We start from the raw sequence: 23,204 nt of genomic DNA, 5'->3' as shown, positions 1-23,204 counted from the left end.
GAGATCGGGGCCGAAAAGGCCCCGATGCACTTAAGGGGGGTGCCCGCAAGTCCCGGATTCCTGCGTGGAATCCGGGACTTGTCACATCTCCATACCTCTTATGGGGGGAGGTGCCGGGGGAGGGGGCCGAAACGGCCGGGGCTTTTCGCAGGAGGTGGCTTCCCATAGCCGCGCACCCTCGGCTAACCTGCGCGCTTCCGTGCCTGGATTTGGAGGACAGATGCGCAGCGGTCCCGTGACAATTGGCTTCCTGCTCGCCGCGATGCTTGCCGGTTGCAGCGGTAACGACAGCAACGGTGGCACCGGTGGCAGCGGTGGAGCGGGTGGCTCCGGCGGCGCCGGCGGCAGCGGTGGCGGCTCCACGGTCGACTGCGATGGCGTGCGCGTCCTCGAGCTCGACGGTACCGCCTCCCCCGCGGTGCTCGAGGGAACTCTCGACAACGCGGACAACTGGCCCGGCGGCAGCTGCGCGCCCGAGACCTCGTTCGGCAACGACGTGGTGGTCCACTTCACCGCAGGTGAGGCTGGATTCTACAACTTCACCACCGCCGGCAGCTCGATCGACACCATTCTCTACGCCCTGCGCGACTGCAAGGACGGCTTCTCCGAGCTGGCCTGCAACAACGATCGCGGCTCGGTGAAGCAGAGCCAGATCTCCTTCAACCTCGCCGCCGGCGAGGAGGTCTTCGTGGTCGTCGACTCCGTCGGCGTCCGCAACGCAGAGGCCTTCACCCTGACCGCGAGCCGCATCGAGGCTTCGGCGCCGGTGATCGAGGAGTTCGCCGCCTTCTTCAACGCCAACGTCGGCACCTCCGGCGTGCGCTTCTCCGGCAAGGCCCCCGACGCCCCGCTGGTCGGGTTCACCCTGCAGGCCTACGACCGCAGCGGCAACGCCTTCTGGTCGAAGCCCTTCGGTGGCCGCTTCGACGAGGCGCCGATCTTCACCGTCACCCAGGACGGCGAGGACTTCACCGTCGAGGGTTCGTTCTTCTTCGGTGAGCAGGCGCCCCCCGTCGGCAAGATCGAGATGACGGTGATCGACGAGCACGACCTCGAGTCCGAGGTCGCCGGCGCGAACACCGGCAACCCGCTGCCGATCGAGCGCGGCGTGCGCTGCGATCCCAACCTCGCCCTCAACGTCTGCGGCCCGGACGACGCCTGCGTGATGCGCGGCGACGCCACCGAGTACACCTGCTCGATCGCCACCGCGCCGACCCTCGGCACCGCCAGCGCCTACGTCAACCGCGAGGAAGGCATCTGGGGTGTGATCATCGAGGGTACCGACCCCGAGTCCGACACCGCCTTCGTCCGGGTGCTGCCCAAGAACGCCAGCGGCGCCTCGCTCAGTGTCGGTAGCACCGGCCGCACCGCGATGCCGCTCCACCAGATCGGCCACGACGGCACCTCGTTCCGCGGCGTGATGGTCTCGGCGGCCCGCTTCGACGGCCCCTGCCTCGGGCCGGCGCAGCAGTCGTACAACACCTGTGTCCAGGGCTGCCAGACGCAGGCCTGCGCCAACGCGTGCTACGACGCAGCGATCCAGCAGCTCCTCGGCTGCTACGACGAGAAGTTCGCGGAGATGACCACGGTCGAGGTCGAGGCGATGGACGCCACCGGCCGCGTCTCCTCCGTCATGACGCTGACCCTCACCGACTCGCCCGCTGTCGAGGCCGGCGGCGTCTGCGACCCCTACGGCGCCATCGGCATCTGCCCCGAGGGCATGATCTGCTGGTCCGACGACGCCTTCCAGGCGGAGACGTGCCAGGACGACGGGCCGGCGTGCCCCGCCGAGTACGGCGCCATCGACCTCGCGCAGTATGCCGACGGCACCAACAAGTGGACCTACGCCGGCGACAACGCCGAGTCGGATCCGCACGGCAGCTTCACCTGCGGCGGCGGCGGCCCCAGCGACGTCTTCGAGTTCACCGCGCCCACCGCCGGTCGCTACAACATGGCGACCAGCTCCCTCGGCCCCGACGTGGACTCGCTCATCGCCGTGCGCGCCTTCTGCCAGCTGCCCGCCTACGAGCTCGCCTGCAACGACGACACCGCGTTGAGCGACACCGCCAGCCGCGTCAGCCTCCTCCTCGAGGCGGGCCAGACGGTCTACGTCTTCGTCGATAGCTTCGACGGCGTCGCTTCGGGCTCTTATACGCTTACCGTTACCGGTCCGTGATCTCCCCGGGAGGAAGAACGATGTCCCGCATTTCGATTGTAGCCGCCTGCTCGGCGGCCCTGCTTCTCGGCGCCGGCTGCGGCAGCGAGAAGGACGAGGCTCCTGGCCAGGAAGCCCCCTTCGTCCCCACCTCGCTGGCGCTCGTTGCCGACGGCGACTTCGTGGTCGGCACGCCCGTGCAGCTGCGCGCCATGGGCAGCATGGAGGGCCGTGAGCCCCAGGCGATCACCGAGGGCGTGATGTTCACGAGCTCCAACGAGCAGATCGCCACGGTCGACGCGACCGGCCTGGTGACCGTGCTCGCCGGCGGCGACGTGAAGTTCGAGGCCCACCTCGGCGACCTCCACGCCTCCATCGAGTCGGTGCGCACCACCTGCGTGTACCCGCGCTTCTCGCCGGAGCTCCAGATCAACCGGGTCATGCCGCCGCTGGCCTGGCCGGCGAAGTGGCCCGACGGCACCGACTTCGAGTTCAACCTGGCGAACGTCGCGTGCGACCTCGACTGGAAGGAGACGAAGACCCTCGCCTTCGTAATCAGCGCTGGCTGGTGCACCCCCTGCACCCTCTACGCACAGCGCCTCGAGAACGAGGTGGCACAGCTCAACGCGCTGGGAATGGAGATCGTGATCATCGAGGCGCAGGACGTGCAGGGTGATCCGGCGGACCTCGCCTTCGCCTACAGCCACGTCGAGCGCATCACCGAGAACAACCCGGCGATCACCGCCGGCGATGCCGACACCATGCGCGTGGTCGGCGACGGCACCGAGCCCGCCTCGGAGTTCTTCGGCAGCTCCTCGATCGTCCGCGCCTTCCCCACGGTCTTCGTGGTGCGCACCCGCGACATGCGGATCATCGCCGACCAGAACCGCGCCGACACCTACCTGCCCCTGCAGGCGATCGCCGCGGATCCCGAGGCCGACTGGACTAACCCGGGTGAGCCGACCTTCACCAACCGCTGCGGGGACGGTGACGACGAGGGGAGCGAGCCGGGCAACGACACGCCTGCCGGCGCCGCCACCCTCGCCACCGGTTCGCAGACCGGCGGCATCTGCACCGACGCGCCGGACTTCTACCGGGTCGACCTCGACGGCGCCTGGACGCTCCAGCTCGACTTCGAGCAGTCGGTGGGCGACCTCGACGTCTTCGTCTGGGACGAGGCCCGCAACCAGCCCGCGCAGCGGAACGGCCAGGTCATCGGCTCGTCCGGCTCCACCTCCCCCGAGGTCTTCGAGCACTCGGGTCCGGCGCTCATCGCCGTGCAGGGTTTCCAGCACGCCAGCGCGCCCTACACCATCACCCTGACTGCGGGTAACTGATGAGAAACGGCTTCGTCATCGCGGCTCTCCTTTTTGCTGTTGGCTGTTCCGGGAGTGACGGCGGCGGCGGAGCAGGTGGCGCCGGGGGAACCGGCGCCACTGGCGGCGCAGGCGGCAGCGGGGGAACCGGCGGCGCAGGCGGCACCGGTGGTGTCGGCGGCGGTGCCGGCTGGGAGGTGCCCACCAACGAGGTGGACACCGGCTGGACCCCCGAAGTGCCTGCTGCCCTGGACGAGCAGCTCACCGGCGCCGAGCGCCCGGCGAGCTGCACGTCCGAGTACGGCTTCGTCGACAAGGTCCGCGGCTGGGTCGCGGCCCCTGGCGGCGAGCCGATCGAGGGGGCCAAGGCGCAGCTCTGCGTCTACGCCTCCTCGGGCACGTACGTCTGCCTGCAGCCCTCCGAGACCGGCGCCGACGGTGTCTACACCATCGACGTCCCCGACGAGCTGCAGTGCTTCGAGAACATCGCCAGGCGCGTGCTCAAGTCGAAGATCCCCCGGGCCACCTCCTACTGTGAGGTGGACAAGGGCGTGGACCCGGTCGCGATGCTCCGCGACCCCACCGTCCTCCCCTTCCTCACCCCGGTGGAGGATCTCCCGCCCCTGGGCGACGAGGAGACGGCGCGCGACGTCGTCTTCGACGACGGGCTCGTAATGGAGGTGACGCCCTCGCTCTATTACAGCGGGGTGCTCGACCCCTACGAGAAGTTCGCCGCCAGGCGGATCCCCCGCGAGGCGGTGGGCTTGTGCGGCGAGGCCAACACTTTCGATGGGCTCTACGCCTTCTATCCCGAGGGCTCGATCAGCGCGCCTGGCTACGCCCTCGAGATCCCGAACGCCACCGACCTGCCCGCCGGCTCGACGGTGGAGCTCTTCGTCCTCGGCGGCCTCGAGTGCCACCTGCTCGACGGCACCAAGGTTCCCGAGGCAGTCTGGGCGAAGTTCGGTGAGGGAACGGTCTCCACCGACGGCGCGACGATCGAAACCGCACCTGGCGCCGGCATGCCCTGCATGACCTGGCTCGCCTACCGCTCGAAGGAATGAACCAGATGAAGCGCATTCTCTCTGTTCTGGCCCTCGCCGTGGCGCTGGTCGGCTGCGGCAGCACCGAAGACGGCTCCGGCGCCCCCGGCGACCGCTCCCAGTATCCGGCGGGCCCCTACGGCAAGACCGAGGGCTCGGTCATCGCCAACCTGGAGTTCCAGAAGGCCGACGGCAGCCCCTTCTCGCTCCGCGACGTGCAGGCGGACGAGAAGAACCGCGTGCTGCTCGTCACCACCACCGCCGGCTGGTGCACCGCGTGCCGCGAGGAGCAGCCGAAGCTCAAGCAGCTCCACAGCGAATATGCGGGCCGCGGCCTCGTCATTGTTGCTGCGATGTTCGAGGACAACGATTTCGAGAAGGCGACCCTCGCCCACGTGCAGGGCTGGCAGGAGCAGTACCAGCTCCCCTTCCCGGTGGTCCTCGACGCCGATTTTCAGTTCGGTGCCTACTACGACCGCCAGCTCACGCCGATGAACATGATCGTCGACGTCGACACCATGGAGATCCTCCAGATCTCGACCGGCTTCGACGAGCAGCTCGTCCGCGCGATGATCGAAGGGAACCTGCCGCGATGAAGATTCGGAACCTCCTGGCTCGACTCCTTCCGCTCGTCCTCGTCCTCGGCTTCGCTACCAGCGCGGTGGCGCAGGATCGCCCGCAGGCCGCCGACTTCTCGCTGCGTACCCTGGGCGGCGAGCGGCTCAAGCTCTCCGAGATGCAGGGCAAGGTGGTGATCCTCAGCTTCTGGGCCACCTGGTGTGCGCCCTGCAAGCAGGAGCTGCCGGTGCTGCAGAAGCTCCTCGAGAAGTACGGCAAGGACGGCCTCGAGGTGCTCGCGGTCAACATCGACGATCCGAAGACGGTGGCCGAAGTCCGCCGCTTCGTCGCCGACCGCAAGCTCACCATGAAGGTGCCGCTCGACGCGGACAGCAAGGTCCTCAGCAAGTTCAACCCGCGCATGTCGGTGCCCTTCCTGCAGATCATCGATCGCAAGGGACGGCGCGCCGTGCAGCACACCGGCTTCAGCAGCGGCGCAGAAGAGACCCTCGAGAAGGAAGTGGTCGCGCTCCTCGCGGAGAAGCAGGAAGTCGCCACCGGTAAATGAAACAGGCAGTCGTCGTCGGTCTTCTCACCCTGCTGCCGGGGCTCGCCTCGGCGCAGAGCCTCCGGCTCACCAATTCCACGGCCTTCGAGTACCGGGGGCAGAACGACAACGGGAACGAGGCGGACGACGAGTTCGGGCTCGGCGTCAACCGGCTCTACCTGAACGGCTCGATCGACAGGACGTCGGTCACCGCCCAGGTCGACTCGATCTACTTCTCGGCGTTTCCTGACCTGGACTACCGCAAGACCAACAACATCGAGGGCGCGCCCACCGAGTACCAGGACGAGGCGCGCCTCGAGCGCATCACCCTGGTCCACACCCTCGGCGCCGAGGAGCGCGGCACCCTCACCGCTGGGGACGCCCACCTGCAGCTCGGCCGCGGCATCGCGCTCGCGCTGCGCAAGGTGGACGAGATCGGCACCAACCAGGCGCTCCGGGGCGGCTCGCTCGCCTGGAACGGCGACGAGTACGGCGGCATCGTCTTCGCCGGCCGCACCAACATCGCCAACCTCGACGGGCCGACGATGCGCTACCTCGAGGATCCCAACGACGTCATCGCCGGCGCCAGCGGGTCGCTCTTCCTCGGCCGCTCGACCCTGTCGGTCCATGGCCTCTACCTGAAGGCCCTCAATCCATACGGCGCGCAGGGGGACGACGTCGCCGACGGCGAGACCGCGCTCGGCGGTGCCTACGTGGAGACGCCGGTCGCCGATTGGCTCACGCTCTACGTCGAGGGCGCGTTCGAACAGTACCGGATCGACACCCTCGAGGAGCAGGGGGTCGCTACCTACGCCTCCGCGGACGTCGATCTCCAGTTCGCGTCGTTGCTCCTCGAAGGGCTGTACCTCGACCAGTTCCAGGTGATGGGCAGCAAAGACAACGTGCTGAACCGGCGCAACACCTACAACCAGCCGCCGACCCTGGAGCGCATCGACCAGGAGGTTCTCGACAACGAGAACGTACGCGGCGGCAGGGTGAAGCTCTCGCGCTCGTTCCTCGACGGCAGCCTCGTTCTCTACACGAGCGGCATGTTCCGCCAGTACGGCAAGCTCGACGCCGAGCCTGTCGACGCGATCCACGCGTACGGCGGCTTCGAACACACGTACGGGTTCGGCGCGTCCCGCTGGTACGCCAGCGGCGGCTACCGGCAGGAGACCGAAGAGGCGGCGAGCGAGCCGTTCAAGCGCATGGTCCACGGCGAGACCGACTGGGTGCAGTCGATCGGCGGCGGGTGGGCGACCCACCTCACCATCAACCACGAATCGCGGTACACGGCGGACGTGGCGGTGGTCGGGAACGAGGGTGGCCGCGACTACATCCGGGGCAGCACCTTCATCGGCCTCGACCGGGCGCACCTCGGCTCGGTGATGGTGGAGATCGGCTACGACACACTGCGCCCCGACGTGCAGCAGAACTTCCTCGCCGGGATCGTCACCTGGGAGGCCGTCGACTGGGCCGACGTCCGTGCGGTCGTGGGTTCGCAGCGCGGCGGCATCAAATGCGTCGGCGGCGTCTGCCGCGACTTCCCGCCCTTCAGCGGCGCGCGCCTCGAGGCCACGGTCTTCTACGACACGCTCTGACGGCGACGCTGCCGCACGAACGACGCCCGCCCGGCCCTTGCCGTGGCGGGCGTTTTCGTCGCGGGACGGGGGCTGCAGGCACGTTCAACAGGCGCTGGCGAGGGCGGGGCCGGCGAGGCGCTCGACCAGGGCGACCACTTCGTCGAGGTCGAAGGGTTTGGCCACGAAGGCGGCGGCGCCGAGTGCCACGTGATCCGGCGGCGGCGCCGCGCTCATCAGCACCACCGGGAAGCGGTCCAGTCCCAACGCCCGGAGCTGCACGAGCAGCTCGGGGCCGGACATCCGCGGCATCATCACGTCGAGCAGGAGGAGGTCGGGTGGCTGCCGCAGGATGGCGGAGAGGCCCGCCTGGCCATCCTCCGCCGTCTCGACCCGGTAGCCCTCGCTCCGGAGCAGATCGCCGAGTACCTCGGTGATCGAGCCGTCGTCTTCCACCACCAGAATGCGCCTGGGACCCATGACTGCGTCCTCCAGCCCTTCAGACGATCCAGCTGCCGGAAGGATTCAGGGAGGGGCTGCCGGGGCGGGACGGCGTTGGAGGAACCGATCTCGCCGCGATCCCCGGCTATACCTTGCTGCGTGCCAACTGAAAGGAGCCGCCGTGAACCGACCGATCCTCAATCTCGACCAGCTGGAGCTCGAGTCGCCCCCCTTCCCCGGACCGGAGCGCTACGGGGCGAAGATGGCCCGCATCGCGCCCCGCCTCGGGGCAAAAAAGCTCGGCTACAACCTCACCGTCATCGCCCCGGGCAAGGCGGCGTTCCCCTTCCACAACCATTGGGTGAAGGAGGAGCTCTTCCTCGTGCTCGAGGGGGAGGGCGAGGTGCGCATCGGCAGCGAGCGCTACCCCCTGCGCCAGGGCGACGTGCTCGCCTGCCCGCCGGGGGGCAAGGAGACGGCGCACCAGATCGTCAACACCTCGCAGGCCGAGCTCAAGATCTTCGCGGTGAGCTCGGAGGCGCAGGCCGAGCTGGTCGAGTACCCCGACACCGGCAAATTCGGCTTTCTCGCCCAGGGCCCCGCCGGGCCCGATGGCGAGCCACGCCACCTCCGCTTCGTCTCCCGCGAGGAGCTCGGCCTGGACTACTGGGAAGGCGAATAGCGCCCCATGTCACAAGGCGCGGCGCTGCTTCGTCACAGTCGTGAAGGAGGCCGTGATGAAACAGGACAGGGTCGTGGTGCTCGGCGGCGGGTACGCAGGGATTCTCGCTGCACAGCGGATCGCCGGCAGAGCGCCTGCCGGGACCAGGGTCGAGCTGATCAGCGACCGGCCCCATTTCACCGAGCGCATCCGCCTGCACGAGCGGGTGGCTGGCTCGGCACCCCGCAGGATCCCGCTCCAGCGACTCCTCGGCAGGGCCGGCGTGACGATTCGCGTCGGGCGGGTCGAGGGGATCGACCGCAGCGCCGGCACCGTCCGCCTGGACGGCGGCTCCGTGCCCTTCGACCTGGCGCTGGTGGCGACGGGCAGCCGCACCGACTGGGAGCGCATCGCCGGCGCAGCCGAACACGCCCTCTCGCCCTGCGACGAGGAAGCGGCGGAGCGGATGGCGGCCCACGTCGCCAGCGGCAACCTCGCCCCGCTGGTCGTCGTCGGCGGCGGTCTGACCGCGGTCGAGACGGCGGCGGAGCTGGCGGAGCGCGGCCACGTGGTGCGGCTGGTCACCGCGGGCCCGGTGCTCCCCGACCACGCGCCCGCAGCCAGGGCGTACGCGGTGGGCGTCCTCCGCGCCCTGGGCGTGCGGCTGCGCGAGGAGACGCGGGTCGCCGTGATCGAGCGGGACGCCGTCCACCTCGCGGACGGCGAGACGATCGCCGGCAGGGCGGTCTGGTGCGGCGGCTTCGTTCCCCACCCGATCGCCTACGACGCCGATCTGGCGGCGGCGCCCTCCGGCCAGATCCTCGTCGACGCCTCGCTCCGCAGCCGATCCGATCCGCGGAGCTTCGCTGCGGGTGACGTGGCCCGGGTCGAGGGGAGCGCGCACCTGCGCATGGGCTGCGTCACCGCGATGCCGATGGGCGCCCACGCCGCCGACTCGATCGTCGCGCGGCTGCGGGGCAAGGAGGCCGACGCGTTCCGCTTCCGCTTCCTCGTCCAATGCCTCTCCCTGGGGCGGAGGCAGGGGCTCGTCCAGACCGTCGATCCGTGGGATCGGGCGCTGCCCCGCTTCTTCCGGGGCAGGACCGGCGCGTGGATCAAGGAGCGGGTCTGCCGCCTCTCCGTGGGCGCGCTGGAGTGGGAGCAGCGGCTGCCGGGACTCTATCGCTGGCCGCGACCCCCGCTGCAGCATGGCGCTCCGCTGCGTGAAAGGCTGCTGCCGCGATGAAGACGTACGAGGAAGAGAGGCCGCGGCTCTTCGCGCTGGCCTACCGCATGCTCGGCAGCGCTGCCGATGCGGAAGACGTGGTGCAGGAGGCCTTCGCCACCCTGCACCGGACCGGGGCCACGCCCGACTCGCCAGCGGCCTGGCTCACCACGGTGCTCACCAGGCTCTGCCTCGATCGCGCCGGCTCCGCTGCGCGCCGCCGCGAGGTCTACGTCGGCCCCTGCCTGCCGGAGCCGATCCCCACGCCGGATCTCCCGGACGCGATCGAGCCCGGCGACCGGCTCTCCACGGCGGAGTCGGTCTCGATCGCCTTCCTCCTCGTGCTCGAGCGGCTCTCGCCCCTCGAGCGGGCGGTCTTCCTGCTCCGCGAGGCCTTCGACGCCGACTTCGCCGAGATCGCCGCGAGCCTCGGCCGCAGCGAGGCTGCCTGCCGCCAGCTGCTCCACCGGGCGAAGGAGCGCGTCGCCGCGGGTCGCCCCCGGTTCACCCCGGCCCGCGAATCACACAAGGCGCTGGTGCTGGAGTTCCTGCAGGCCTCGCGCTCCGGTGACGTGGACGGGCTCAAGCGCCTGCTCAGCGAGGACGTGGAGCTCGTCGGTGACGGTGGCGGCAAGGTCACCGCTGCCCGCAACGTGCTCGTCGGTACCGAGCGCGTCGCTCGCTTCCTCGCAGGCGTCGCGGAGCGGGCGGCGGGCCTGTCGTACGCCATCGGTTGGGTGAACGGCGAGCTCGCCTTCACCCTGCGGGACGAGGCCGGCGTGATCGCGGTGACGGTGCTCTCGCTCGCGCCGAGCGGCGATCGCATCGCCCGGATCCAGTCCGTCCTCAACCCCGACAAGCTGCGGAGCTTCGGCAGCATTGGGGAAGGATCGATCGCCTGATCCCGCTCGAGCCCCTTTCGCGCCGACGCGGAGGGGACGCGATTCAGGGGGCCGGCGCGGGCTTCGCCTGCTCCTGCGGCGCCGGCTTCAGGTCGCCGCCCTGCGTGCTGCTCGCCACGTAGAGGAAGATCGCGTCGAGGAGGATGAAGAGGCCCAGCAGGACGATGATCCAGATCCACGGCCGCTTCTTCACGTACTCGTTCATGTACCGTTCCGCCTCGTCAGCGGCCCGAGGAAGCGGGCCTCGACTTCCTTATGCCGCGTGGAGGCACCGTCCGTCACCTCGACTTCGACCTCGAAGGGCGCGGTGAAGGCCGCCTCCTCCATCGTGACGAAGATCGGAAGCCGGAAGCTCTGGAGCGATCCCAGCTTCACCGTCTCGCGGGGCAGGACGACGTGGGCACCGGCCGGCACCTCGACCTTGATGCGGAACTCGGTCTCCGCCGCGTTCTTGTTCACCAGGTGGAGCTCGTATTGGTTGCGGATGTTGCCCGCCTCGAGGACGTAGGGCGCGCCGCGCACCCGGAGCAGGTTCGCCTCGAAGGGCTTGCGGCCCACGGTGCTGCCGAAGGCGAGGGCGAGGATCGCCACCGCCAGCGCGCCGCCGTAGGCGAAGAGCCGCCCGCGCACCACGCGCTTCGGCTCGCCGGCGAGCCCTGCATGCGAGTCGTAGCGGATCAGCCCGCGGGGCCGTCCGACCTTGTCCATCACCTCGTCGCAGGCGTCGATGCACTGGGCGCAGCCGATGCACTCGAGCTGCAGGCCGTTGCGGATGTCGATGCCGGTGGGGCAGACCACCACGCAGCGGCGGCAGTCGATGCAATCACCCTTCGGCGGCGCGCCAGCCGCCGGCGCCGCAGCAGGCAGGGTGAAGGCGGCAGCTTCCGCCGCGAGAGCCGCCAGCCCCGTGGTCGCAGCAGGCGCCGCGAGCGCCTCGCCCGTGACCTGCGGCAGCGCGATCTTCTTCTCGCGATCCGCCCGGGTGATCCGCGCCCGGGGCTCGCCGCGGCGCACGTCGTAGCCGATCACCAGCGAATGGCCGTCCTGCATCACCGACTGCAGCCTGCCGTAGGGGCAGATCACGATGCAGAGCTGCTCCCGGAACCAGGCGAAGTTGAAGTAGAGCAGCGCCGCCACGGTGAAGACCCAGAGGAAGGCCACCCAATGCTCGCGGGGATCCCGCTGCACCATGGCGAAGAGCGCCTCGAGCGAGACGAAGAAGCTGACGAAGACGTGGGCGAGGAGGAGCGAGATCGCGACGAAGGCCGCGTGCTTGAGCGCCTTCTTCGCGAAGAGCCCCGCCGTCATCGGCCCAGCGTTGGCGCGGATCCGCTTCTCGCGGGGCCCCTCGATCCAGCGCTCCACCCGGCGGTAGACACCCTCGAGGAAGACCGTCTGCGGGCAGGCCCAGCCGCACCAGACGCGGCCCAGCCACGCGGTGAAGAAGAGCAGGCCGAAGCCGACGCTGGCGAGGAGGAAGAAGAGCAGCCACGCGTCCTGTGCGTTGAAGGTGGCGCCGAAGAGGAAGAAGCGGCGGGCCTCGATGTCGAGGAAGACCGCCGGGTGTCCGCCGATCTTCACGAAGGGGAGCAGGACGTAGATCGCGATGAGCGTCGCGTAGACGATCCGCCGCCAGGTGACGAAGCGGCCCTTCACGTCTGCCGGCTGGATGAAGTTCCGGGAACCGTCCTCCTTGATCGAGGAGAGGCGATCGAGGTTCGGCCCTGTTTCCCGTGCCATACCCGCTTGCTCCTGCTGCAGCCGGACAAGCCCGGCGCTTTCGTGAACGCTTTGCGTTCACTGCAATTGCAAGAGCGCGGCCACGCCCGGAGTCTGTTTCACAAACTCGCACCGGATCTGGCCGCGCCCCTTCGCGCAGACGAAGCGCTACTTCGCCGCGAGCTCGCCCTGCGGCTCCTTGCCCGGGACGTTCTTCCCCTTGAGCGAGTAGACGAAGGCGGTGATCTGCTCGACCTTCTCCGCGCCGAGCATCTGCTCCCAGCCCGGCATGCCCTTCGCCGCGACGCCCACCGCGACGACCTGGCGGATCTCGGTGGGCGCGCCCTTGCCGTTGAGCCAGTAGGCGTCGGTGAGGTTGGGGCCGATGAGGCCGCCCGCCTCCGGGCCGTGGCACGCGGCGCAGTACTGGCCGTAGAGCGCCTTGCCCGACTCGATCACCTTGGCGTCGCCGGCCATGGCCACGAGCACCTCGTCGGTGATCGCGCCGCGGGCCTTCGCCTTCTCCGCGGCGATGGTGGCGGCCTCGGCCATCTCCATCTCGTAGGCGGCGACCTGCCCCGGCCCCACCGCCAGCGTGTGGTAGTAGAGCCAGTAGCCCACGCCGAAGAAGACGGTGAGGAAGAGGGTGGCGAGCCACCAATTCGGCAGCTTGTTGTCGAACTCGCGGATGCCGTCGTACTCGTGGCCGGTGTCCAGATCCACGCCGGCTTCGCTCGCCTGTGCTGGCGTCTTGATCTCACTCATCGTTCGTACTCCCGATGCGTCCTTCGGAAAGCGGCAGCTGCGCCATGCGCTCGAAGCGGTCCTTGCGGTTCATCACGAAGACCCACGCCACCACCGCGACGAAGAAGGCGACGAAGAAGATCAGGGTGAAGAGCGGCAGGTGGAGGAGCGCGCTGTCCCGGTAGAACTCCTGGTACATCAGCGCGCCTCCGCCTGCGCCACCGGCGCTGCGTCGGGCGCCGCCGGCGCCGGGTTCTTGCCGAGGCGCTGCAGGTAGCCGATCAGCGCGACCATCTTCGAATCCCAGGCCACGTCGACGCCGCCCGCCTTCAGGTCGGCGACGATCCCCTCGGCCTGCGCCTGGTAGGCGGCGGGGGCCTTGTCGATCTCCTCGTTGGAGTAGGGCACGCCGAGCTTCTGCATCAGCGCGAGCTTCTCGCTCGTCTCGCGGACCTCGACCTTGATGTCCGAGAGCCATTTGTACGAGGGCATGTTGGAGCCGGGGCTGGTGGCCCGCGGATCCATCATGTGCGTGTAGTGCCAGAGGTTCGGGTATTTGCCGCCGAGGCGGGCGAGGTCCGGGCCGGTGCGCTTCGAGCCCCACTGGAACGGGAAGTCGTACATCGACTCCTCGGCCCGGGAGGGATCGCCGTAGCGCAGCTTCTCCGAGCGGAAGGGGCGCACCTGCTGCGAGTGGCAGTTGTAGCAACCCTCGGCCACGTAGACGTCGCGGCCGCTGAGCTCGAGGGCGGTGTAGGGCTGCTGCGGCGCACCGGTGTGGGGCACGGCCTTGCTCACGAAGATCGTGGGCACCAGCTCGGCGACACCGCCGACGAGGATCGCCAGCAGGGTGAGCACGGTGAAGAGGAGCGAGTTGCCCTCGAGGAGGTTGTGCCAGCCGGGGGCGCCGGGCTTGCGGCGGAGCATCAACACCGCTGCGAGGGAGAGCGCCACGATGATGACGAGCATCACCATCGCCCCGATGGTGTCGAGGACGAAGAAGGCGAGGCCGAGGGCGAGGATCGCGACGGCGAAGGCCATCGGCTTCGAGGCGACGAGGCCCCAGGTGCCGACCGGCTCGCCGGCGTGCACGACCTTCTCCTCGACGACCACGGTGGTCTCGCCGTCGACGGCCTTGCCCAGGCGCGCGGTCTTGACGAGGTTCCACGCCATCAGCACGAAGCCGAGGAGGTAGAGGGTGCCGCCGACCAGGCGCACGATGTAGAGCGGCCGGATCGCGAGGAGCGTCTCGACGAAGTCGGGGTAGAGGAGGGTGCCGTCCTCGTTGAAGGCACGCCACATCAGGCCCTGGCTGATCCCCGAGGCCCACATCGCGCCCATGTACATGAGGATGCCGACGGTCCCGACCCAGAAGTGAATCTCGGCGGCCTTCTTCGAGTAGAGCTCGGTGCGGCCGAAGAGGCGCGGGGTGAGCCAGTAGAACATGCCGGCTGCCATGAAGCCGTTCCAGCCCAGGGCGCCGCCGTGCACGTGGCCGATGATCCAGTCGGTGTAGTGGCCGAGGGCGGAGACGCTCTTGATCGAGAGGAGCGGGCCCTCGAAGGTTGCCATGCCGTAGAAGGTCACGCCGGCGATGAAGAATTTGATCACCGCGTCGGTGCGGAGCTTGTCCCACGCGCCGCGCAGGGTGAGCAGGCCGTTGAGCATGCCGCCCCACGACGGCGCCCAGAGCATGAGCGAGAAGATCATGCCGAGGGACTGCGCCCAGTCGGGCAGCGACGTGTAGAGCAGGTGGTGCGGGCCGGCCCAGATGTAGAGGAAGACCAGCGACCAGAAATGCACGATGGAGAGGCGGTAGCTGTAGACCGGGCGCTCCGCCGCCTTCGGCAGGAAGTAGTACATGATGCCGAGGATCGGCGTGGTCAGGAAGAAGGCGACGGCGTTGTGGCCGTACCACCACTGCACCAGCGCGTCCTGCACGCCGGCGAAGATCGAGTAGCTCTTCAGCACGCCCAGCGGCAGCACGAGGTTGTTGACGATGTGGAGCACCGCCACGGTGATGATCGTGGCGATGTAGAACCAGATCGCGACGTAGAGGTTCTTCTCGTTGCGCTTCGCCAGCGTCCAGAAGAAGTTCACCGCGAAGACCACCCAGATCAGCGTGATCGCGATGTCGATCGGCCACTCCAGCTCCGCGTATTCCTTGGACTGGGTGATGCCGAGGGGCAGGGTGATCGCGGCGGCGACGATGATCAGCTGCCAGCCCCAGAAGTGGATGCTGGAGAGCAGGTTCGAGGCGAGGCGCTGCTTCACCAGCCGCTGCAGCGAGTAGTAGATGCCGGCGAACATCATGTTGCCGACGAACGCGAAGATCACCGCGTTGGTGTGCAGCGGGCGCAGCCGCGAGAAGGTGAGCCAGGAGGTGTCGAAGTTGGCCTGCCAGAAGGCGAGCTGGGTCGCGACCAGCGCACCGACGGTCATGCCGATGATGCCCCAGAACACGCTCGCCCACATGAACTGCCGGACGACGCCGTCGTTGTAGATGATCCGTCTCTGTTCCACGTTTTCCGATCCTCGGTCAGGAGGGGGATGTCTCGATTTCCGTCAGGCGTCGCCGCGCTCGCGCGGGGGCGCCTCGTCGTCTTCGATGGGCAGGATGGCGAGCCGATCGGCGTGTTCGTGATCGGCGTGCTTCACGCTGTAGGCGAGGAGCACGAGGGACCCGACGACCAGCATCAGGCTCACGAAGACCTGCAGGACCACGACGTTCACGCTGCTACCTCCACCGCGACCTGCTGCCGTTTCACCGCGCGCCGCTTCGCCGCCTGGAGGCTGGCGATGGTGACGAGGATCACGGTCAGCGAACTGAGGGGCATGAACACCGCTGCACGCAGCGGCGTCATCCAACCTGCGAGTGACGTCACGACCGCTAGCACGTTGTAGGCCAACGCCACGGCGAGGTTCCGGCGCACCACCCGGCGCAGCTTCGCCGCCAGTTCGATGGCCTCACGGATCCCCGCAATGCCTTCGCCGATCAGGAAGAAATCGGCCTTTCCGGGCAGGACGGGGCGATCCACCGCAGGGGTGCCCGCGCAAAGCGCGCGCTCGAAAGCGAGGCTGTCGTTCACGCCGTCGCCCAGGAAGAGGGTGTCTTCGCGATCGATCTGCGCGACGACGGCGGCTTTCTCCTCGGGGCGCTGCCCGGAGAGCGCACGCTTTGCGTCGACGCCGAGCTGGGAGGCCATCGACGCAACCTTTGCGTCGGCGTCGCCGGAGACGAGCCAGACCTCGAGGCCGCTCTCCTGGAGCGCGGCGATCTCCCGCCGCGCGTCGGCGCGCACCGACTCGGCGGTGCGGAAAATTGCCGCGGCATTTCCGTCGACGGCCAGCACGGTGGCCTGCGGCTCGCGGTGATCGGGCGCTGCCCACGCCGCCTTGCCGAGGCGGTAGCTGCTGCCGTCGCGGTTGAGCAGCAGCCCCTTGCCCGGCACCTCCTCCACCTGCGCGTCGGCGTCGAAGCGCGCGCCCGCCTTCACCAGCTCCGCCGCGAGGGCACGGGAGATCGGATGGTTGGAGCGCGCTGCCATGTCGTAGGCGGCGTCGCGCAGGGAGGCGGGGAGCTCCCGCACCTGCCGCGGATCCTCGAGCTGCAGCCGCCCGAGGGTGAGGGTGCCGGTCTTGTCGAAGAGCACCTTGCGGACCCGGGGGAGCTTGTCGAGGAGCTCGGGCTTGCGGACGAAGAAGCCGCCGCGTCGCAGCCGCGCCTGGGCGATCTCGTAGGCGAGCGGGATGGCGATGCCGATGGCGCAGGGGCAGGTGACCACGAGGAGCGCCACCGTGACCTGCAGCGCCATCTCGGGATCGACGGGCCACCAGATCCCGAGGCCCAGCGCTGCCAGCGCCAGCACCACCGCCACGTAGACGCGCGCGAGGCGATCCCAGAAGCGGGCGTGGGCCCAGACCTTCCCGCCCTCCTCGGGCACGGTGGAGCGGAGCAGCGAGGGGAGCGGCGAGTCGGTGAAGTCGGTGGCGGCGAGGACGGCAACCGCCTGGCGGCCTGCGTTGAAGGCGCCTGCAGGCACGGTCTCGCCCTGCGAAAGCTCCCGCACCTCCGCCTCGCCGGTGATCCAGTCGGTGGAGAAGGCAGCCCCCGCGTCGAGGAGCTGCGCGTCCACGGGCACGAGATCGCCCGGCGCGATCACGAGGTGATCACCCTTGGCCACCTTCGGCGCGGGGATCGCCTCGAGCAGCTCACCCCTGCGCCGGCGCACGGTGATCCCGTCGGCGCCGTCGTCCTCGAGGAGGAAGCGGCGGTTGCGATCGAGGATGCGCTGCTGCACCCAGCGGCCGGTGAGCATCAGGGTGACGAAGACGTTGAGCGTGTCGAAATAGGCGAGATCGCCGCGGCCGCCGCGTGCCTGCCAGAGCGAGGTTCCGTAGGCGAGGAGGATGCCCACCGCGATGGGCAAATCGAGGTGCAGCACGCCGCGCTTCAGCGCGTGCCAGGCCGACTTGAGGAAGGGCCAGCCGCCGATGAAGACCACGCCGGTGGAGAGCCAGAGGGAGATCTGGCTGAAGAGCCGGAAGATCTGCTCCTCCTCCGGCGCGAGCCCCACGTAGAAGCTCACCGAGAAGATCATCACGTTCATGGCGAGCGCGGCGGAGAGGCCGAGGCGCAGGAGCAGCCCGCGGGAGGCGCGATCGGCCTGCTTGCGGCTGGGGCCGAAGAGGTAGCCGAAGCGCTCCACGTCGGAGAGGAAGCGGCGCAGGTCGAAGCCGCCGCGCTTCCAGGAGAGCTTCACCTTGCCCAGCGCCGGGTTGACGGTGAAGGCGGCGCCGCCCTCCTGCCGCTTGAAGAGCTCGTTCATCAGCCAGACGCAGGCGGCGCAGTGGACGCCCTGCACGTCGAGCTCGAGGCTGCAGACGGCGGCGCCGCCCTCCTCGCTCCTGGCCTGCAGCGGCTCGAGCCACGCGTAGCTGCGGTCGCCGCTCTTGTCGGCGACGGGCGCCTGCTCGCCCCGCGCGATGTCGTAGTAGCGGGTGAGCCCCTCCTCGCGGAGCAGGCCGTAGACCGCCTGGCAGCCGGTGCAGCAGAAGTCGCCGAGCGACGATCCCGCTGGGATGGCGCTGCCGCAGTGGAGGCAATCGGCGGTGGGGGCGGAGGTCGTGGTCATGCCGGTCCGCATTGCGAACGGCATGCCGATTGCTGAGACCGCCTCCCATGCAGCTCCTATCCCCGGAAATCCTCGCGGCAATCGACAACCCCACCGCGGTGGTCGGCTTTTTCGCCGCGGCCATCGTGGGGCTCGCCTCCTCGCTCCACTGCTTCCTCATGTGCGGGCCGCTGGCCTGCGCGGGGCTGGCCACGCGGGGCGCCGAGCAGCGCTGGAAGGCGATCGGCGCCTACCAGGGCGGCAGGCTCGCCGCCTATACGATCGTGGGCGGATTGCTCGGGGCGCTGGGGGGCACGGTGGCCTCGACCCTCACGCTGCAGGTGCGGCCGTGGCTGCCCTGGGTGATGGCGGTGGTGCTGGTGGCTACCGCCCTCGACCTCGGCAAGAAGCTCCCGGCGATCCCGGGGCTCCGAAGGCTCTCCTCGAAGCTCGGAAGGGCGAGCGCAAAGCTTTCGCCGACGTGGAGGTCCGGTGCAATCGGTGCGCTGACGCCTCTTCTGCCCTGTGGCCTGCTCTACGGCATCCTCGCAGCGGCGCTCCTCGCTGGATCGGGCGCTGGCGGCGCCCTGGTCACCGCAGGCTTTGCGCTGGGCTCGGCCCCTGCGCTCCTCGGCGCGCAGGCTGGCGCCTCCCTGTGGCGCAAGATGCCGCGTTTTGCGGCGGTGGCCCTGCAGCGCGGCGTGCCCCTGGTCGCCGCCGCCGGGATCGTCTGGCGCACGGTGCAGCTGCAGAACGGGGCGAGCTGCCACTGATCGGTGTGGTTCGAGGAGGCCCTGCAGGCTTCGACGGCCTCGCAAACCGGTTTGCTCAGGGCCGCGCCAGGCTGCCCGTCCAGAGCCCGGCGCCGGCTGTAGCCACACGCACGCCGCCGTCCACGCCGGTCAGTGCGGTTGGCAGTGCACCGGCCGGCAACTCACTTGCGCGCCAGGTGCGACCCCCATCATCGCTCAAGAGGATCCGCCCGGTGTCCATGCCGTCATCGCGTTCGAAGGCAACGAGATGGGACTGTTCCAGCTCGACCAACGTCACGAAGGACGAGCTCGCTGCATGGAGCTTCTCCCATGTCCGCAGGTTGTCCGCGGAGACGAACAGGCCACTCTCGCCTGCGAGGTAGTAGGAGCCACTAGCGCCGGGGAGTAGTCTGCCGGGTGCAGGGCGTTCCCTCGTGGACCAGGACGTCCCGCCGTCAGAACTGAGCAGAACGGACGACGCTGTCGAAACGACGAGCTGGCCCTCGGGCCCGCTCGCCAGCTGCACCAAACTGCCTGCCGGCAGCTCGAGTTCGGAGAGCTGCCAGGTGTTTCCCTGATCGCTCGATAGGTAGAGCCCGCCTCCGGCCAGGGCCGCAGCCCAATCCACCGCGGCGACCAGCACCCCGACTGTCACTTCGCCTGGCAACCCCGTCGCCGACGGGGACCAGGTATCACCCAGGTCATCAGAGCGTCGGACAGCTGTTGCCGCTCCTGCGTATGGGTTGAAGGCCAGCCACGTCCCCTGTGTGCCGCCAAATCCGACAAGTCCTCTTGCGCCAGCTATCTCGGTCCATTCGCCGCTTCCGGTCGCCATGCGGAAGACCCGCGCGCCCTCCGTCTGCAGGACCGAGACGTCGTCGACCGCGTAGAGCGCCGCGATTTGGAGATGCGATCCTGTCTCCACCCGGGCGAAGCGGCCACAGTCGTCTGCGCAGCTCCACAACGTCTCTGCGTGTGCGACGAAGAGCGCGCGCTCCGTTACGGCAAGACGTCCCTGGTTGTAGCAGTCGTCGTCACCGGCGACCTGCTGCCAACTCTCCGATCCGTGGGGACGAACGAAGTATCCCGCAGAATTCGCGAAGGCCCATGCCCCGGTGCCCGGGGAGAACCGGACGTACCCCTCGCAGCGCCCCTCCAGGCTCGGCAGGGACTCGGTCACCCAGGTGATTCCATCGGTCGATGAGCTGAGGGAGCCTCCGAGCATGCTGCTAAAGGCGAGGAATTTGCCGCCGGACACGTGCAGAGAACTCACGCTGGGTGAGGTCCCAGGATCGAGCCTGGACCAGGACTGCCCGCGGTCGGTGGATCGAAACACCGACCCGCGCTCGTCGACGCGGACGACAAGGTTCCCGATGCCAGCAAGAGCCCTCATGGGCTCCTGTAACGTGCCCATGTCCTGCCACGAAGCGCCGCCGTCGTCGCTGCTGACGAAGAGGCGCTCCCTCTCCATCGTTTCGCAAACGGCATAGGCGTCGGTGCCGCCGACGCTGAGGCTCCCGAATGAGCAGTCCGGTGCAGCGGCAGGCTCCCAACTCTCGCCGGTCGAGGATACGTAGGGCCTTCCCTTGCTGACAGCGATGAGACTGCTGCTTCCCGCAATGAGAAGTGGGCCGTAGTTGGTATCGACCCGCCCATCGAAGACCCGGTGAAACGACAACCCGCCGTCGGTCGACCGGAGCAGGGCATGCGGTGCGGCAACGAGGAGGTCGCCACCGAGCCCTGCCACGAGTTGGTCGGAGGGCAGGCCGCCGGGACTAGGCGTTTCCGTCCAGACGAGTTCGGCGGGGCGAATCGCTCCTCCCGATCCTCCCGATCCTCCCGCGCCGCCCGAGCCGCCCGTCGCTCCGGCGCCGCCTGCACCACCGGTACCGGATACCCGGTCCGGTGACTCAGCACACGAGGCAAGAACAAGCGCCAGACAGAGGGCGAGCGGCTGTCGATTCATCGGTGGCTCCTGCTTCGGTAGCGCCAATTGGTGGCACCTCCGGCACCGGAAGCTACGCGACCGTTCGGACGCCGTAAACACCGTCGAAACGACGCGTGAACAGGCGGCGAGCGGGGCGAGCTGCCACTGATCGGCTCCTAACGCAAAGAGGCCCCGCCGTTTCCAGCGGGGCCTCCAGGCGTTGTCGAGCCGGTTCAGTCGTCGGTGCGCACGGCGAGGAGCTGTCCCGACCAGGCGTCGACGTCCATGCGCACCTCGAAGTCGCGCCCATGGTCGTGCTTCCAGTGGCCGCGGCCCTTCTTCTTGTGGTGGCCCTTGCCGCGCCCGTGGCCGTGGCCCGGGTGGCCCGGGGTGCTGGCGTCGAACTCGAGGCGCCAGATGCCGTGGCCGCGCTTGAACTTGGCCTCGTCGAGCCAGCAGCCGAGGCCGTTGGCGTGGCACCACTGCTGCCCGATGGCCACCGCCTCGCCGCGGCTCAAGGGCTGCGGCGGCGGCGGAGGCGGCAGGGGACGCCGCTGCGGCGGGGGCGGCGGCGGCATGGGGGCCGGCGGCGGCAGGGGCTCCGCCTCGCCGATGACGATGGTGGGAAGGCGGGGCCGCGTGACGGTGGCCCCCACGGCGCAACCCTGGAGGAGAAGCGCGCCGATTGCTGCGATGCCGATGACGATTCGCTTGCTCATGCCTGCTCGGACGCCGGGCAAGCGAGCTTTCTTCAATCGGGTCGTTCACAACGGGTGTGGGTGTGAAGCCCACCAGCCTCAATGCTCGGTCCGGGAGAGCTTCCCCGCGTAGGCGGGATGGCGCTTCGGCGCTGCGGGATGGACCGCCAGCGCCTCGGCGGAGCGGCAGGTGGCCAGCAGGTTCTCGCGCCCACGGCGCCGCCGCTTCTCGAGGATCAGGCCGGCGAAGGCGGCGCTGCCGAAGGCGAGCCCCGCGCAGATCCAGCAGACGATCCGGAACGCGCCGACGAAGGATCGATCGATCGCCTCCTCCACCTGCGCCTGCGTCGCCGGTTGCAGCGTCTGCGGCACCTCGATCTCGGCGAGGCGGTTCTCCTGCGCCCGGATCTGCGCCGCCGCCGCGGGCGGCAGATCGAGCGGCGCGATCCGCTCCTGCAGCGCGGGCCCGAAGGAGGCCGCGGCGATCGCGCCGAGCACCGCGATGGCGAGCACCGCCGCCACCCGGGACACCGCGTTGTTGATCCCCGAGGCGAGGCCCGCGTGCCGCTCCTCCACCGAGGTCATCACCGTGGTGGTGAGGGGCGCCACGGTGACGCCCATCCCGATCCCGACGAGCAGCACCGCCGGAAAGAAGGTGGTCCAGTAGCTGCCGCCGAGGCCGGGCAGGGAGAAGAGGAAGAAGCCGACGCCGGTGATCGACGGACCCACCACCAGCGGCAGCCGCGGTCCCACCTTGCCGACGAGGCCGCCTGCCCAGCGCGAGAGCAGGAAGAGCAGCGCGGCGAAGGGGACGATGGCAGCGCCGGCGGCGGTGGCGCTGTAGCCGTGGACCTGGATGAAGACGAGGGGAAAGAAGAAGAGGATCCCGTAGAGCGCGCCGTAGAGGAGCAGGGTGAGGGCGTTGGCGCCGCTGAAGTTGCGGGAGCGGAAGAGGCCGAAGGGGACCATCGGCGCGTGGGCCGACTTCTCGCGCCACACGAAGGCGGCGCCGGCGATCCCCGCAGCCAGCAGCGCCACCACCACCTCGGGCCGCGCGAAGCCCCGCTCGCCTGCGGTGACGAGGCCGTAGACCAGGGCGCCGAGCGCCAGGGCTGCGAGGGTGCCGCCGGGCCAGTCCACCGCGCCGGCCCTGCGGTCGCGGCTCTCGGGCACGTGGCGCAGCGTGATCCAGCCCACCACCAGCGCGATCGGCAGGTTGATCAGGAAGGCCCAGCGCCAGGAGGCGTTGTCGACGAGCCAGCCGCCGAGGAGGGGGCCGATCGCCGTGGTGATCGCGGTAAAGCCCGACCAGGTTCCGATCGCCTTGCCGCGTGCCTCCTCGTCGGGGAATTCGGCGGCGATGATCGCGAGGCTCGCCGGGGCGAGGAGCGCGCCGCCGATCCCCTGCACGGCGCGGGCGAGGATGAGCTGCTCCACGGAGGGAGAGAGGCCGCACCAGAGCGAGGCGCCGGCGAAGAGGACGAGCCCCGCCACGAAGATCCTGCGCCTGCCGACCTTGTCTCCCAGCGCGCCGCCCACGAGGATGAGCGCCGCGAGCAGCAGGGCGTAGCTCTCCACCACCCACTGCAGATCGCCGACGGTGGCGTCGAAGGCCTGCTGGATCGCCGGCAGGGCCACGTTCACCACGGTCCCGTCGATGAAGACCATGCTCGAGCCGAGGATGGTCGCCGCCAGCACCCAGCGCTCGGTGGAGATCCTCATCGCGCAAACTCCGCGCCCGGTGCAGGCTTTTCGTCTGCCCGGGCCTCAGTCGCAAATATTGCGTCGCCGTTCCGCCGTTCTCCCCTACGATGCCCCTGCA

Annotated in this window: 21 protein-coding genes; 10 read left to right on the top strand and 11 right to left on the bottom strand. The window is 69.4% G+C overall.

The features are described from left to right. The first annotated feature begins 220 nt into the window (after positions 1-220). The 6 genes from ACESMR_RS14135 to ACESMR_RS14110 are packed head-to-tail and all read left to right on the top strand — an operon-like array spanning position 221 to position 7,220. Positions 221-2,176 carry a hypothetical protein gene (locus ACESMR_RS14135; protein WP_373047741.1) on the top strand — a complete coding sequence of 652 codons (1,956 nt, stop codon included), beginning with the start codon at positions 221-223 and terminating at the stop codon, positions 2,174-2,176. Between the two features lie 20 nt (positions 2,177-2,196). Then, positions 2,197-3,492 (top strand): Ig-like domain-containing protein, encoded by a 1,296-nt coding sequence (locus ACESMR_RS14130; RefSeq protein WP_373047740.1) that lies wholly within the window; start codon positions 2,197-2,199, stop codon positions 3,490-3,492. Next, positions 3,492-4,535 carry a hypothetical protein gene (locus tag ACESMR_RS14125; RefSeq protein WP_373047739.1) on the top strand — a complete coding sequence of 348 codons (1,044 nt, stop codon included), beginning with the start codon at positions 3,492-3,494 and terminating at the stop codon, positions 4,533-4,535. The genes ACESMR_RS14130 and ACESMR_RS14125 overlap by 1 nt, the downstream gene beginning before the upstream one ends. A 5-nt stretch (positions 4,536-4,540) precedes the next feature. Continuing rightward, positions 4,541-5,110, top strand: a complete 570-nt coding sequence (locus ACESMR_RS14120) for a TlpA family protein disulfide reductase (RefSeq protein ID WP_373047738.1) — start codon at positions 4,541-4,543, stop codon at positions 5,108-5,110. Further along, a complete protein-coding gene (locus ACESMR_RS14115; protein ID WP_373047737.1) occupies positions 5,107-5,640 on the top strand; it encodes a TlpA disulfide reductase family protein in 534 nt (177 codons plus the stop codon). Before ACESMR_RS14120 ends, ACESMR_RS14115 begins: the two co-directional genes overlap by 4 nt. Next, positions 5,637-7,220, top strand: a complete 1,584-nt coding sequence (locus ACESMR_RS14110; protein ID WP_373047736.1) for a hypothetical protein — start codon at positions 5,637-5,639, stop codon at positions 7,218-7,220. Before ACESMR_RS14115 ends, ACESMR_RS14110 begins: the two co-directional genes overlap by 4 nt. Positions 7,221-7,304: 84 nt before the next feature. On the opposite strand, the gene ACESMR_RS14105 is transcribed toward ACESMR_RS14110, so the two are convergent. Beyond that, on the bottom strand, positions 7,305-7,679 hold the full coding sequence (locus tag ACESMR_RS14105; protein WP_373047735.1) for a response regulator transcription factor: 375 nt from the start codon (positions 7,677-7,679) through the stop codon (positions 7,305-7,307). Positions 7,680-7,821: 142 nt separating this feature from the next. Here ACESMR_RS14105 and ACESMR_RS14100 point away from each other — a divergent pair, with 142 nt between their 5' ends. Genes ACESMR_RS14100 through sigJ form a run of 3 tightly spaced genes read left to right on the top strand, consistent with a single transcriptional unit; the run spans position 7,822 to position 10,428 of the window. Continuing rightward, positions 7,822-8,322 carry a cupin domain-containing protein gene (locus tag ACESMR_RS14100; protein ID WP_373047734.1) on the top strand — a complete coding sequence of 167 codons (501 nt, stop codon included), beginning with the start codon at positions 7,822-7,824 and terminating at the stop codon, positions 8,320-8,322. A 55-nt stretch (positions 8,323-8,377) separates the two neighbouring features. Further along, complete coding sequence (locus ACESMR_RS14095; protein ID WP_373047733.1) at positions 8,378-9,547, top strand: NAD(P)/FAD-dependent oxidoreductase; 1,170 nt, start codon at positions 8,378-8,380, stop codon at positions 9,545-9,547. After that, complete coding sequence (gene sigJ / locus ACESMR_RS14090; protein WP_373047732.1) at positions 9,544-10,428, top strand: RNA polymerase sigma factor SigJ; 885 nt, start codon at positions 9,544-9,546, stop codon at positions 10,426-10,428. Before ACESMR_RS14095 ends, sigJ begins: the two co-directional genes overlap by 4 nt. 43 nt (positions 10,429-10,471) lie before the next feature. Here sigJ and ACESMR_RS14085 read toward each other — a convergent pair whose 3' ends face one another. The 7 genes from ACESMR_RS14085 to ACESMR_RS14055 all read right to left on the bottom strand — a co-directional run bounded on the left by ACESMR_RS14085 (position 10,472) and on the right by ACESMR_RS14055 (position 18,026). Beyond that, positions 10,472-10,633 (bottom strand): hypothetical protein, encoded by a 162-nt coding sequence (locus ACESMR_RS14085; RefSeq protein WP_373047731.1) that lies wholly within the window; start codon positions 10,631-10,633, stop codon positions 10,472-10,474. Beyond that, entirely contained in the window at positions 10,630-12,168 is a 1,539-nt protein-coding gene (locus ACESMR_RS14080; RefSeq protein ID WP_373047730.1) for a 4Fe-4S dicluster domain-containing protein, read from the bottom strand. The genes ACESMR_RS14085 and ACESMR_RS14080 overlap by 4 nt, the downstream gene beginning before the upstream one ends. A 147-nt stretch (positions 12,169-12,315) precedes the next feature. Continuing rightward, positions 12,316-12,912, bottom strand: a complete 597-nt coding sequence (locus ACESMR_RS14075; RefSeq protein ID WP_373047729.1) for a cbb3-type cytochrome c oxidase N-terminal domain-containing protein — start codon at positions 12,910-12,912, stop codon at positions 12,316-12,318. Further along, positions 12,905-13,090, bottom strand: coding sequence for a CcoQ/FixQ family Cbb3-type cytochrome c oxidase assembly chaperone (locus ACESMR_RS14070; RefSeq protein WP_373047728.1), 186 nt, complete (start codon positions 13,088-13,090; stop codon positions 12,905-12,907). The genes ACESMR_RS14075 and ACESMR_RS14070 overlap by 8 nt, the downstream gene beginning before the upstream one ends. Beyond that, positions 13,090-15,414, bottom strand: coding sequence for a cytochrome-c oxidase, cbb3-type subunit I (ccoN, locus tag ACESMR_RS14065; RefSeq protein WP_373047727.1), 2,325 nt, complete (start codon positions 15,412-15,414; stop codon positions 13,090-13,092). Before ccoN ends, ACESMR_RS14070 begins: the two co-directional genes overlap by 1 nt. A gap of 42 nt (positions 15,415-15,456) precedes the next feature. Then, a complete protein-coding gene (locus ACESMR_RS14060) occupies positions 15,457-15,624 on the bottom strand; it encodes a cytochrome oxidase (protein WP_373047726.1) in 168 nt (55 codons plus the stop codon). Next, positions 15,621-18,026, bottom strand: a complete 2,406-nt coding sequence (locus ACESMR_RS14055) for a heavy metal translocating P-type ATPase (RefSeq protein WP_373047725.1) — start codon at positions 18,024-18,026, stop codon at positions 15,621-15,623. Before ACESMR_RS14055 ends, ACESMR_RS14060 begins: the two co-directional genes overlap by 4 nt. Before the next feature lie 47 nt (positions 18,027-18,073). Between ACESMR_RS14055 and ACESMR_RS14050 the strand changes: the two genes are divergently transcribed. Next, a complete protein-coding gene (locus ACESMR_RS14050; RefSeq protein ID WP_373047724.1) occupies positions 18,074-18,778 on the top strand; it encodes a sulfite exporter TauE/SafE family protein in 705 nt (234 codons plus the stop codon). Positions 18,779-18,833: 55 nt separating this feature from the next. On the opposite strand, the gene ACESMR_RS14045 is transcribed toward ACESMR_RS14050, so the two are convergent. The 3 genes from ACESMR_RS14045 to ACESMR_RS14035 all read right to left on the bottom strand — a co-directional run bounded on the left by ACESMR_RS14045 (position 18,834) and on the right by ACESMR_RS14035 (position 23,104). Beyond that, on the bottom strand, positions 18,834-20,723 hold the full coding sequence (locus ACESMR_RS14045) for a hypothetical protein (protein ID WP_373047723.1): 1,890 nt from the start codon (positions 20,721-20,723) through the stop codon (positions 18,834-18,836). Positions 20,724-20,917: 194 nt separating this feature from the next. Continuing rightward, a complete protein-coding gene (locus ACESMR_RS14040) occupies positions 20,918-21,403 on the bottom strand; it encodes a hypothetical protein (protein WP_373047722.1) in 486 nt (161 codons plus the stop codon). A 78-nt stretch (positions 21,404-21,481) separates the two neighbouring features. Further along, entirely contained in the window at positions 21,482-23,104 is a 1,623-nt protein-coding gene (locus ACESMR_RS14035) for an MFS transporter (protein ID WP_373047721.1), read from the bottom strand. Positions 23,105-23,204 lie beyond the last annotated feature (100 nt).

The organism is Vulgatibacter sp. (assembly GCF_041687135.1).
GTDB lineage: Bacteria > Myxococcota > Myxococcia > Myxococcales > Vulgatibacteraceae > JAWLCN01.
This window is presented reverse-complemented; position numbering and strand designations above follow the sequence as displayed.

What these genes read in the sequence shown, in the direction of transcription:
- ACESMR_RS14135 (WP_373047741.1), top strand. Translation starts at nt 221, where the DNA reads ATGCGCAGCGGTCCCGTGACAATTGGCTTCCTGCTCGCCGCGATGCTT.
- ACESMR_RS14130 (WP_373047740.1), top strand. Translation starts at nt 2,197, where the DNA reads ATGTCCCGCATTTCGATTGTAGCCGCCTGCTCGGCGGCCCTGCTTCTC.
- ACESMR_RS14125 (WP_373047739.1), top strand. Translation starts at nt 3,492, where the DNA reads ATGAGAAACGGCTTCGTCATCGCGGCTCTCCTTTTTGCTGTTGGCTGT.
- ACESMR_RS14120 (WP_373047738.1), top strand. Translation starts at nt 4,541, where the DNA reads ATGAAGCGCATTCTCTCTGTTCTGGCCCTCGCCGTGGCGCTGGTCGGC.
- ACESMR_RS14115 (WP_373047737.1), top strand. Translation starts at nt 5,107, where the DNA reads ATGAAGATTCGGAACCTCCTGGCTCGACTCCTTCCGCTCGTCCTCGTC.
- ACESMR_RS14110 (WP_373047736.1), top strand. Translation starts at nt 5,637, where the DNA reads ATGAAACAGGCAGTCGTCGTCGGTCTTCTCACCCTGCTGCCGGGGCTC.
- ACESMR_RS14105 (WP_373047735.1), bottom strand. Translation starts at nt 7,679, where the DNA reads ATGGGTCCCAGGCGCATTCTGGTGGTGGAAGACGACGGCTCGATCACC.
- ACESMR_RS14095 (WP_373047733.1), top strand. Translation starts at nt 8,378, where the DNA reads ATGAAACAGGACAGGGTCGTGGTGCTCGGCGGCGGGTACGCAGGGATT.
- sigJ (WP_373047732.1), top strand. Translation starts at nt 9,544, where the DNA reads ATGAAGACGTACGAGGAAGAGAGGCCGCGGCTCTTCGCGCTGGCCTAC.
- ACESMR_RS14085 (WP_373047731.1), bottom strand. Translation starts at nt 10,633, where the DNA reads ATGAACGAGTACGTGAAGAAGCGGCCGTGGATCTGGATCATCGTCCTG.
- ACESMR_RS14080 (WP_373047730.1), bottom strand. Translation starts at nt 12,168, where the DNA reads ATGGCACGGGAAACAGGGCCGAACCTCGATCGCCTCTCCTCGATCAAG.
- ACESMR_RS14075 (WP_373047729.1), bottom strand. Translation starts at nt 12,912, where the DNA reads ATGAGTGAGATCAAGACGCCAGCACAGGCGAGCGAAGCCGGCGTGGAT.
- ACESMR_RS14070 (WP_373047728.1), bottom strand. Translation starts at nt 13,090, where the DNA reads ATGTACCAGGAGTTCTACCGGGACAGCGCGCTCCTCCACCTGCCGCTC.
- ACESMR_RS14055 (WP_373047725.1), bottom strand. Translation starts at nt 18,026, where the DNA reads ATGACCACGACCTCCGCCCCCACCGCCGATTGCCTCCACTGCGGCAGC.
- ACESMR_RS14050 (WP_373047724.1), top strand. Translation starts at nt 18,074, where the DNA reads ATGCAGCTCCTATCCCCGGAAATCCTCGCGGCAATCGACAACCCCACC.
- ACESMR_RS14045 (WP_373047723.1), bottom strand. Translation starts at nt 20,723, where the DNA reads ATGAATCGACAGCCGCTCGCCCTCTGTCTGGCGCTTGTTCTTGCCTCG.
- ACESMR_RS14040 (WP_373047722.1), bottom strand. Translation starts at nt 21,403, where the DNA reads ATGAGCAAGCGAATCGTCATCGGCATCGCAGCAATCGGCGCGCTTCTC.
- ACESMR_RS14035 (WP_373047721.1), bottom strand. Translation starts at nt 23,104, where the DNA reads ATGAGGATCTCCACCGAGCGCTGGGTGCTGGCGGCGACCATCCTCGGC.